The sequence below is a fragment of the Hyphomonas sp. genome, from assembly GCF_040882205.1.
Lineage (GTDB): Bacteria > Pseudomonadota > Alphaproteobacteria > Caulobacterales > Hyphomonadaceae > Hyphomonas.
This window is the reverse complement of the sequence record NZ_JBBEBT010000363.1, coordinates 1-9,851: the sequence shown is the minus strand read 5'-3', so window position 1 is coordinate 9,851 and position 9,851 is coordinate 1. Positions and strand designations below refer to the sequence as shown.

Annotated in this window: 9 protein-coding genes and 1 pseudogene; 2 read left to right on the top strand and 8 right to left on the bottom strand. The window is 67.6% G+C overall.

Going from position 1 to position 9,851, the window contains the following annotated elements; translation table 11 throughout:
* Nucleotides 1-1,338, top strand: a 1,338-nt coding sequence (locus WEA77_RS15795) for an MFS transporter (RefSeq protein ID WP_368068824.1), incomplete at its 5' end; no start/stop codon positions are given.
* Here WEA77_RS15795 and WEA77_RS15790 read toward each other — a convergent pair.
* The 8 genes and pseudogenes from WEA77_RS15790 to WEA77_RS15755 all read right to left on the bottom strand — a co-directional run bounded on the left by WEA77_RS15790 (nucleotide 1,322) and on the right by WEA77_RS15755 (nucleotide 9,148).
* Complete coding sequence (locus tag WEA77_RS15790; RefSeq protein WP_368068823.1) at nucleotides 1,322-1,930, bottom strand: hypothetical protein; 609 nt, start codon at nucleotides 1,928-1,930, stop codon at nucleotides 1,322-1,324. The two genes, WEA77_RS15795 and WEA77_RS15790, sit on opposite strands and share 17 nt — an antisense overlap.
* 76 nt (nucleotides 1,931-2,006) lie before the next feature.
* Entirely contained in the window at nucleotides 2,007-4,046 is a 2,040-nt protein-coding gene (locus tag WEA77_RS15785) for a hypothetical protein (RefSeq protein ID WP_368068822.1), read from the bottom strand.
* On the bottom strand, nucleotides 4,046-5,971 hold the full coding sequence (locus tag WEA77_RS15780) for a DUF4159 domain-containing protein (RefSeq protein ID WP_368068826.1): 1,926 nt from the start codon (nucleotides 5,969-5,971) through the stop codon (nucleotides 4,046-4,048). The genes WEA77_RS15785 and WEA77_RS15780 overlap by 1 nt, the downstream gene beginning before the upstream one ends.
* A gap of 521 nt (nucleotides 5,972-6,492) precedes the next feature.
* Nucleotides 6,493-6,591, bottom strand: coding sequence for a CxxxxCH/CxxCH domain-containing protein (locus tag WEA77_RS15775; RefSeq protein WP_368068825.1), 99 nt, complete (start codon nucleotides 6,589-6,591; stop codon nucleotides 6,493-6,495).
* Nucleotides 6,592-6,658: 67 nt separating this feature from the next.
* Nucleotides 6,659-6,901: pseudogene (locus WEA77_RS15770) on the bottom strand (BatA domain-containing protein); the annotation flags it as partial.
* Nucleotides 6,898-7,764: a DUF58 domain-containing protein gene (locus WEA77_RS15765; RefSeq protein ID WP_368068821.1), complete on the bottom strand. Its 867-nt coding sequence runs from the start codon at nucleotides 7,762-7,764 to the stop codon at nucleotides 6,898-6,900. The gene WEA77_RS15765 and the pseudogene WEA77_RS15770, both read right to left, overlap by 4 nt.
* A complete protein-coding gene (locus tag WEA77_RS15760; protein ID WP_368068820.1) occupies nucleotides 7,761-8,153 on the bottom strand; it encodes a hypothetical protein in 393 nt (130 codons plus the stop codon). The genes WEA77_RS15765 and WEA77_RS15760 overlap by 4 nt, the downstream gene beginning before the upstream one ends.
* Nucleotides 8,150-9,148, bottom strand: a complete 999-nt coding sequence (locus tag WEA77_RS15755) for an AAA family ATPase (protein ID WP_368068819.1) — start codon at nucleotides 9,146-9,148, stop codon at nucleotides 8,150-8,152. Before WEA77_RS15755 ends, WEA77_RS15760 begins: the two co-directional genes overlap by 4 nt.
* Before the next feature lie 75 nt (nucleotides 9,149-9,223).
* Between WEA77_RS15755 and WEA77_RS15750 the strand changes: the two genes are divergently transcribed.
* Entirely contained in the window at nucleotides 9,224-9,811 is a 588-nt protein-coding gene (locus tag WEA77_RS15750) for a DUF1285 domain-containing protein (RefSeq protein WP_368068818.1), read from the top strand.
* Nucleotides 9,812-9,851 lie beyond the last annotated feature (40 nt).

The window sequence follows — 9,851 nt, the reverse complement described above, 5'->3', positions numbered from 1 at the left end:
ACCGGCCTGGACGAGCCGCACCGCCCGCGCACGGGCCTGCGGCAGGTTCTGGCCTCGCTGAACCAGCCGAAGGTCGCGCTGGCGGTCATCTTCGGAATCGCGACGGGCATGCCGCCGGTGCTCGTCGGGGTGACACTGGGCTTCTGGCTGCGGTCTGAAGGTATCGCGCTCGCTGCCATCGGCATGATGAGCTGGGTGGGCCTGTTCGTCTCGGTGAAGTTTCTCTGGGCACCCTTCGTGGACTGGATCCGGCTGCCCTGGATCGGCAAGCGCCTCGGCCATCGCCGTTCCTGGATGTTGCTCGGGCAGACTTTCGTGACTGTCGGAATCCTCGGCATGGCGTTCACCGGGCCGTCCGGCAGCCTCAGCGCCTTCATCGCCTTTGCCATGCTCACTTCCTTCGCTGCCGCCACGCAGGACATTGCGGTGGATGCCTGGCGGATCGAAAGCGCGGAAGACGCCGAGCAGGACCTTATGGCATCGGCCTATATTTTCGGCCTGCGGACAGGCTACTTCCTCGCCAATGTGCCGATCCTCGCGATGTCGGCGGCGATCGGCTGGAACATGGCCTATGCTGCCGCCGCGGTCGGCGGCATTGCGGGCCTTGCCGGCCTGCTGATGGCGCGCGAGCCGGATAAGCCGCGCGACTTCACGCCCGCCACTGGCCTCGCCAGCGTGCTCTCGGCCCTGATCCGTCCCCTGAAGGTTTTCTGGCAGGACCACGGCCGCAACAATTTCATCTTCCTGCCGCTGGTCGCCTTGTTCTTTGTGCCGGACGGGCTGATCATCTCGATGGTCGGCCCGCTCTATATCGATCTCGGCTTCACCGGCCCGCAAATCGCGGCAACGCGCACCGTGTTCGGCTTTCCTGCAACACTTGCGGGCGTGATCGTGGCGGGCCTGATCGGCCTGCGCTATGGCACGATTCCGGCGATGGCGATTGCGGTCATCCTCGCGGCGGTGTCCAATATCGGCTTCGCTTTCCTCGCGCTGTCGGGCGGTGACAAGCTCGTCTGGATCGCGGCTTCGATGTTTGAAGGCTTCAGCGGCGGCATGGCGACGGCCGCGATGGTGGCCTGGGCGAGCCGTCTGACGAACCCCATCGCCACCGCCGCGCAGTTTGCGCTGCTCTCTTCTCTGATGACCCTCGTGGCCGGTTTCCTCGGCGGTTTCGCGGGGTTAGCGGTCGAGGCGCTGCAGCTGCGCAGCGGCTCGTCGATGGGCGGCTTCGCCACATGGTTCTCGATCACCCCCTTTGCGGCCATCCCGCCGCTTATCCTGATCTGGCTCGTCAGCCAGCGAACCGCGAAGGCGCCGCGCGTCAGTCCAGTATCTTGAGCGCAGGAATATTTACCGGGTCCTGCTTCGCCGAGCACGGACCAATGGCCTTCTGCTCGGTGTTTGTCGGCCCGGCGGTCATCATGCCCGGCTCGCAGAACCAGCCGGTATAGCAGAGGCCTGGCAGATCGGATTCCAAGAAGACAAAGCCCGGCTTTCCAAAGTGGCTGGCAACGTCTGCCCATTGGCCATTGGCCATCAGGTCTGCGGCTTCGACAGGGCCCTTCTTCAGCCGCGCGCGGATATAGCCTAGCTGTGTATTGGCATAGTCGCGATTGGCGGCGGCCTTTTCGGCAAGGGCATGTCCGGGGAAGTGCGCGAGAAGGGCTTCATAGGTTTTTGCCGCCCTGGTCCGGTCATGTGCGACCGCGCCGAAATTCAGGGCAATCTGAAAAAGCGCACGGGCGTGCTGATCATCGCTAAGCTCGCCGCTTTCGATAAGCTGCTGCAGACGTGCATTCACCTGATGCGGATTGGAAGGGTTGGCGGGCCAGATCTCCTTCTTGAAGGCGGCTTCGTCCATCGCCAGCGCGCCCGGCGCAGCAACTGCGCCGGCAATAGTCAGCGCGGCGGCGAGCGTTCTGATCTTCATGGCCACTAACCCTTTCAGCATGCGCACAAAACTACGGATTTCACCGCGCGCGCCGTGACCAGGCAGACATTCGGTTTCAGCGCCCCTCACGGCGCCAGGCGAGCATCAGCATCAGGATCAGTGCGGCGGCGGCGAGGAGGCCCGGCAGCAGCGGCTGGCTGGTTGATGAGCGCACGGCATAGGCATCACGCTCGCGCAGGCCGATCCAGCCATTGCCGGCGGCCACGCTCTGGTTGCCGATGCGGCGGATTTCGGGAAGGTTAGTGCCCGCTTCATTCAGCCGCTCGACCCCGCCGCCGGTAGCGCGCGACACGGGCTCAAGGATGTCGGCAGTGGAGGTGAGGTCGGCATACTCGCGCGGGTTTGCCGGGCCGTTCAGCGAGATGGCTTCGAGGCCGCCGGAGCGGGCGCGGTAGATGCCCAGCTGGTCGATGGGCGCTTCGGCAGCGAAGGTGCCGGGCCCGCGGTTCACCCAGTTGGGTCTCAGCTTGTCGCCTTCCGGCGTCTCAATCTCGAGCGGCGGGGCGGTGTCGAGCAGCGTGCGCAGCTCGACGCTCGCCTTGCCGCCCTCGGTCTGGATCGACAGGCGGCGCTCTTCCAGCTCCGGCTCTTTCATCATCCAGTGCACCATGCGGCGGATCAGTTCCGCAAAAGGGCCGCCGCCATCATGGCCGCTGGCCCAGAGCCAGATCTGGTCGGACATCAGCATGCCAACGCGGCCCTTCTCGACACGGTCTACAATCAGCAGCGGGCGGCCTTCCGGCCCGGCGATCAGCACGTCGCCTGCCACGGCGTCAGCCTCGATATAGCGCATCCATTCACCCCAGCCGCTGTCATCCAGCGGCGCACTGACCGAATGGCGTCTGCCGGGGCCGGTCAGCTGGGGCTTGAAGCTCCCGGTACGGATCACCCCTGTCGGCGTGGCCGGCAGCACGGAAGCAAGCGGCGAGCGCGCGAGGCTCGCGGGGCCCGCAAACTGCTCGCCCGCCACGATCAGCAGCGCCCCGCCATCGGCGACGTAGCGCGACATGTTGGCGAGATAAGCCTGCGTGATGACGCCCTGGCGCTCATACTGGTCGAAAATGATGAGGTCGAACTCGGTGAGCTTTTCTTCGAACAGTTCTTCGGTCGGGAACGCGATCAGCGCCAGCTCTTCGGGCCGTGCGTAGTCGGTCTTGAAGGGCGGCCGGAGAATCGTAAAGTGGACAAGGTCCACGGAAGGGTCGGATTTCAGGAGGTCGCGCCAGACGCGGCCGGCCTGGTTTGGCTTGCCAGTGACCAGAAGCACGCGCAGCCGGTCGCGTACGCCGGCGATGGTCATCGCGGCGCGGTTGTTGGCCAGCGTCAACTCTTCCGGGCCTGACGGCGCTTCGATCACCACCATGTTCTCGCCGCGCCGCTCGATCTCCACGGGTAGCGGCGTGTCTTCGCCGGCCTTGACGCGGATACGCTCCGGCGCGCCGCCATTGAGCGAGACCTGCAGCTCCACTTCGCCGCCGCGCGGGTCTTCGACGCGCACGATCAGGTTGGCGCTCTCGCCGACGATGCCGAAGTTCGGCGCATTGACGATGCGCACGCTGCGGTCGCCGCGGTCCTCGTCGCCGGCGATCAGGCCGTGCAGCGGGCCAATCAGCGCTTCTGAACGCTCCGGGTCCGGAAGATCGTGGATCTGGCCGTCGGTGATCAGGATGGCCCCGGCGATCCGGTCGCGCGGCACGTCCGACATCAGCCCCTCCAGCGCGCCGTGCAGGTAGGTGCCGTCATCACCGGGATTGGTCTCCAGCGTGCGTACTTCCAGCGTCGGGTCCTCGGCGAGCTTGGCTGTCAGCGCCCTGTAGGCCGCCTCGGCGGCCCGGGTGCGGTCGCCGAACTGCATGCTCTCGGACCGGTCGAGGATCACCGCCGCCACCGAGGGCAGGGGCTCGCGTTCTTCATGTATGAGGGACGGGTTCAGCAGCGCGGCGCACAGGAGCAAAAGCCCAAGCGCCCGCGTCAGCCAGGCCCGGCCGCGCAGCGCGAGATAGGCGGTCCAGGCCAGCACGGTCAGCCCAGCGAGCCCCCAGAACAGGGGCCAGCCGAGGAAGGGTTCGGCTCCTAGGCGAACGGCTTCGTTCATCACGGCCCTCCGTCCGGATCAGGCCCCGGCAGGCGCGGATCATCGCCGTTGCCTTGGCCCTCACCGAGGCGCTCCAGCAGCGCGGGCACATGGACCTGATCGTCCTTGTAGCTCCCCGTAAGCACATACATGACGAGGTTCACGCCGAACCGGCGGGCCGTCTCGCGCTGTTCGGCACCTCCGTCCACGGAGTAAAGGTCGCGCCCGTTCCGGTCCACCGCCCAGGCCGAAGCCCAGTCTGCGTCCCCGATGAAGAGGCGCGAGACCGCGTCCCCGCGCGGCGCAGCAGCGTCGCCCGCCTGCTCGATCCAGAGCCGCCGCCCGGCATAGCGGCCCGGATAGTCCTTGATCAGGTAGAAGCTGCGCGACAGCACATGGTTCTGCGGCACCGGTTGCAGCGGCGGCACGTCGAGACCCTTGAGGAGCGCCTGCAGCCTTGAGACATCGGTCTGCGAGCCGATCGTCGCCCCGGCGCGTGTATCGATTACGAGCGCGCCGCCGGTGCGCAGATAAGCGTTGAGGCGCTGCACGGCTTTCTCCGGCAGGGGCGCAGCCTCGTCCGGCACATTGAAATAGATCAGCGGATAAAGTTCCAGTGCGTCCGTTTCGAGGTTCAGCGCATGCGGCTCGGCCGGCTCCACGGATGTCCGCATAAGCAGGATATTGGATATGCCGATCAGCCCGGCGCGTGTGCGGGCGTTCAGCGCGCTGTCAGCCGTCTCGACATAGGCGAGGCGCATCTCCAGCGCCGCCTCGACCTGCTTTTGCGGCGCGCCATTGCCGGGCAGGGGCACTACGCGCGAGGCGGTCGACACCGCCCGGTAGCTGCCGTCCGGCATCAGCTCATAATCATACTGGGCCATCGCCCGTTCGGGCGCGAGCAGCGAGAGCGAGGCCAGCGCGGCAAGTCCGAGCGCAAGGCTCGCCGCGCGCCGCTTCGGCCACCGGGATCGCAAGCGTCCGGCCACGAACAAGGCAATGAACAGGTCCAGCGCCAGCAGCGCTGCCGCGGCGCTGAGCAACGGACCGGCCAGGCGCAGCGCGCGCGCTTGCGCGTCGCCCAGCAGGCGCGCGGCCGCCGGCCAGTCCCGGATCAGCTGCGGCCTGGCGCCGGCGCCGGCATTCAGCGCGCGCGTGCCTGCGGGTCCCTGATAGAGTCCGGGCGGATGGATCTCTGACGGCACGGTCGCATTGAACTCTGTCGCCTTGATCGGCGCCGCATTGGTGCCCGCTCCGGCGAGGCGGCCGAAGCCGTCCAGCGTCAGCTGCGGCATGTAGGTGCCTGCGGTGTCTTCGATCGCCTCGCCGCGCCCGGCGGTGATCGCACGGCGCAGCATCTGTTCGAACAGCCCTGAATAGGCGAGGTCCGCCCAGTCCGGCCCGGCGGTGACATGGAACAGTACCAGCATGCCGTTGCCGCGCGCATCGGCGGTAACCAGCGGCGAGCCATCGGCCAGGCGGGCCCAGGTCTTGCGCGAAAGCTCCGGGTCGGGGCTGGCGAGCACCTGCTGGCGTATGAGCACATCGGGCGGCACAGGCAGACCGAAGAAAGGTGAGGTGTCAGCAAACTCGGCAAGGCCCTGCGGCTCTTCCCAGGCGAGCGTGCCGCCAAGCGCGCGCGACGAGCGCCGCAAGCCCACGGGGAGCAACTCGTCGCCCTGCGCGGCAAGGCGCGGGCCCGCAAAGCGGATCAGCGCACCGCCATCCTCAACCCATTTGGTCAGCTTCTCGACCTCGCCTGCTGGAATCTGTCCGACGTCGGACAATATGACTGCATCCGGCGCCGTAGCGACAACGGTTTCGATATCGCCGGTTGAGATCGAGGCGAAGGGTTCCAGCGCCTTGCGGATATAGTGCATGTCGGACAGCAGGGGTTGCGCCGCAGCGCCCGAATCGACAAGGCCCACACGGCGCGTGCGGTCCACCGAATCCCATAGCCAGACCGTTCCCGCGCCGGAGCGTCCGGTCACGTTAAAGCGCGCCACGCGCGCCAGCGCCGCCGCCGGGATCCTGAATGCGGCCACCGCTTCGGCTGAGCCCGCCTCAAACACCGCCTCGGCCGAACCGATGGCGGAGCCGTCGCGCGTCTGCGCCGAGACGAAGGCGCGCGCCGCACCGCGCGTGTCGGCGCGTGCGAGGCGGAGCGTCACGGCGTCGGTTTCTGCGGACAGGCCGGTGATCGCGACCGGCCCTTCGGTTGGCGCCGCAAACACGGTCAGCGGCGCACGCGCGGAAAGCTCGGCGGCAAAGGCAGTGCCGCCGCCATTCTCGAGGCCATCACTGGCCCAGAAGATGCGCGCCGGCCTGAGGGCCGAGGCGTCCAGCCGCGCCAGGGCGTCGGCCCGGTCGCTGGCCCAGGGCTGCGGGCGCAGCGTGCTGATGCGCTTGGCCAGGTCGGCTTTCGAGAAGCGTTCCGACGGGTCGCCATTACGCTGCTGCGGCGCGGTCAGCAGGAGGTGCACGCCAGTGTCACGGCCGCCTGCGTCCAGCGTGGCGCTGGCGGCGTTGGTGAGTTCGCTCCAGCGCGGTGCAGACGTCCAGCCATTGTCGATGACGATCAGGACCGGGCCCTGCTCCGCCGTCTCGCCGCTGCGCGCGCCGGGCGCGTAGACTGGTTGCGACAGTCCGATGATGGCGGCGACAACTGCCAGTGTACGGATGAGCCAGACCCACCAGGGCGTGCGCGAGGGCGTCTCCTCGCGCGGTTCGGCGCCGTCCAGCAGGCGCAGTGACGCCAGCTCCACATTCTTCGGCGCGGGCGGCGTCGCCCGCAGCACCCACCAGATGAGCGGCAGTGCCAGCAGCGCGAACAGCGCCAGCGGCGCGCCGAGCAGGAAAGGGCCGAGGGTTGTCACCGCGCCGCCCCGAAGCGTTCGATTTCCGCCTTAAGCCGCGCCGCGCTTTCGATCGCGGGACGGCCCGTGACGTGGGACACGTAGCCCCAGCCCATCCGGCGGGCGAGGGCTTCCAGCGCTTCGCGCTGCGCGGCAAAGCGGCGCTGGTATTCCTCGCGCATCGTTTCGGCGCGGCCTAGGATCCGGTCGATGGCGGCGCCGGGGCGAGAGAGCTTGACGCGGCCTTTAAAGGGAAAGTCGACCTCAGCCGTCGCCGAGACGGCGAGCAGCACGCCCTCGGGGCACTTTGCCGCGAGCGGGGCGAGGCGCGCCGTCCATTCCGGGATCGGATCATAGAAGTCTGAGGCCACGATCAGCGTGGCGGCGGCGCGGGGCGGGGCCGGAAAGTTCCCGCCGGTGCCGCGCATCAGGTCATTTGCCAGCCGGTCGACAGCGCGCTTGCCGAAGCTGGGCCGCCGCCCGGTGCCCAGCGAGCCAATCCGCTCGCCCTCCTTGGACATTGGTATCGCCATTGTCAGCATAAGGAGGATCGCTTCCTCTGCCTTGGTGCGCAGGTCACCCTCGCCCTTCCAGCGGAAGCCCGGATGGTCATCGGCCCAAAACATCACGGTGCGTGCAGTTTCCAGCTCGGTCTCGCGCACATACAGGTCATCGCCGCGGGCCGAGCGGCGCCAGTCGATGCGGGCTGCGTCGTCTCCCTGCGCATGGCGGCGGTATTGCCAGAATGTCTCACCGCCGCCCGCGCGCCGCCGTCCGGCCGATCCGATATGCGCCGCTTCGGAGGCTTCCGCCTTGAAGTTCAGCTCCGGTAGCTGCCGGGCAAGGCGTTCGGCTTCTGCGCGAAGGTCAGCGGCAGGGGTCATCCGGCGGCGTTGGCCACGCGAGCATCTGCAGCGGCGATTCCGGCGGTTACCTTTTCTTCCGTCAGGGCGCCCGGCGAGACAGGCGCAGGCGGCGGAAGTTTGTACGCCTCCGGATCATTCGCCTTCAGCGCGGCCATCAGGCGCGCGCCTTCATCGCGAAAGTGTTTCGTTTCCGCCTCATGCTCGGCCACCGCTTTGCCCGCCGGCAGCAGGATCACCGCGCGCTGGTCATCGCGCAAGCGTGCGAGCGCGTAGGCTTGCACCGCTGCGGTGCGCATGACTTCGCGGCAGGCCCAGGGCGCAGCTTCTTCCCGCGCGGGCGCCTCTGCCAAGGGCGTCGTGCAGGCCGCTGCAAATACCATGTCTGCCATCAGGAGCCGCGTTCTCATCCGGCTTTCCTCGCAAGGTCATTGATCAGGTCGCCGAGCTTCGGCGCGTCGCCGGTCGGGTCGTAGCGCATCGCCATCCGGTGGCCGAGACAGGGCTCGGCCAGCGCCTCGACATCTTCCATTGACGGGGCAAGGCGGCCGCGCAGCAGGGCGCGCGACCGCGCCGCCAGCATCAGGGCTTGTCCAGCGCGCGGCGAAGGCCCCCAGTCCACGAGCCTTTTCACGCGCGCATCGCTTGTCTGTTCAGGCCGCGCTTCGCGGATCAGGTTCAGGATCGCGCCGACAATCTTCTCGCCCACCGGCATCTGGCGCACCAGCGCCTGGATTGCCATCAGCCGCCCGGCGTCCAGCGCTGGGCGCACGGGCGCGTCGCTGCCGCGCGTGGTCTCGATCAGGATGCGGCGCTCAGTGTCGAGGTCCGGATAGCTCACGTCCACTTTCAGCAGGAAACGGTCGAGCTGCGCTTCCGGCAGCGGATAGGTGCCTTCCTGCTCAATCGGGTTCTGCGTGGCGAGCACATGGAAAGGCGCGGGCAGGTCATGGCGTACGCCGGCTACGGTCACGTGCTTCTCCTGCATCGCCTGCAGAAGTGCGGACTGAGTGCGGGGCGAGGCGCGGTTGATCTCGTCCGCCATCAGGAGCTGCGTGAATACAGGGCCCTTGAGGAAGCGGAAACTGCGCTGCCCGCCCGGGCTCTCGTCCAGAACTTCGGAGCCGAGAATGTCCGACGGCATCAGGTCCGGCGTGAACTGGATGCGCTGGTTGGCAAGGCCGAGCGCCGTGCCCATCGCTTCCACCAGCCGCGTCTTGGCAAGGCCCGGTGCGCCGATCAGCAGCGCGTGCCCGCCGGCCAGAACGGCCGCCAGTGCCAGCTCGATCACCCGCTCCTGGCCGAAGATTGCCCGGCCGATCTCCGCCTTCACGCGGGCCAGCGCTTCGGTCGCCGCGTCGGCATCTGCGACCGCGGTTTGGGAACTCAGTGTTGTATCGGCCATTTCGCCTCGGTTCTCCGGCTTCACGTCAACGCGTTATAAGCCTATTTGTAAGGCGTGATTTTGGCGGAGAAAGATGTGACATCCAGCCCCGGCAGCAGTTTTGGCCTCGACGACACGCTTAAGGCCATCCTGCCGGAAGGCAAGTTCACGGGGCCGTTGCCCCCGGTCCACCTGTGGAATCCGGAGAACTGCGGCGATATCGGCATGGAAATCCGCGCCGATGGCAGCTGGTGGCATGAAGGCGGCCGCATCACCCGCGCGCGGATGGTCAAACTCTTCTCCCGCATCCTGCGCAAGGACGAGGACGGCGTCACATACCTCGTCACGCCTTACGAGAAAGTCATCGTCCATACCGCAGACGCCCCGTTCCTCGCCGTACGGGTGGATCTTTCGGGCAAGCCCGGCCCGGACCAGGCCCTGACCTTCACGACCAATCTCGATGACGTAACCACCGCCGGCCCGGACGCCTGCCTGCGTATCGAAACAGACGCCGCCACCGGCGAACCGGCGCCCTATGTCCTCGTGCGCGGCCGCCTCGAGGCAAAGCTCACCCGCCCCGTCTTCTACGAACTCGTGGACCTTGCCGTCCCCGCGCCGGATGGTAGCGACCGTCTCGGGGTCTGGAGCCGGGGTGAATTCTTCGCCCTCGGCCCCTCGGCCTGAGGCGCACCCATGGTCTGGACAAACCTCGACGATTTCATCG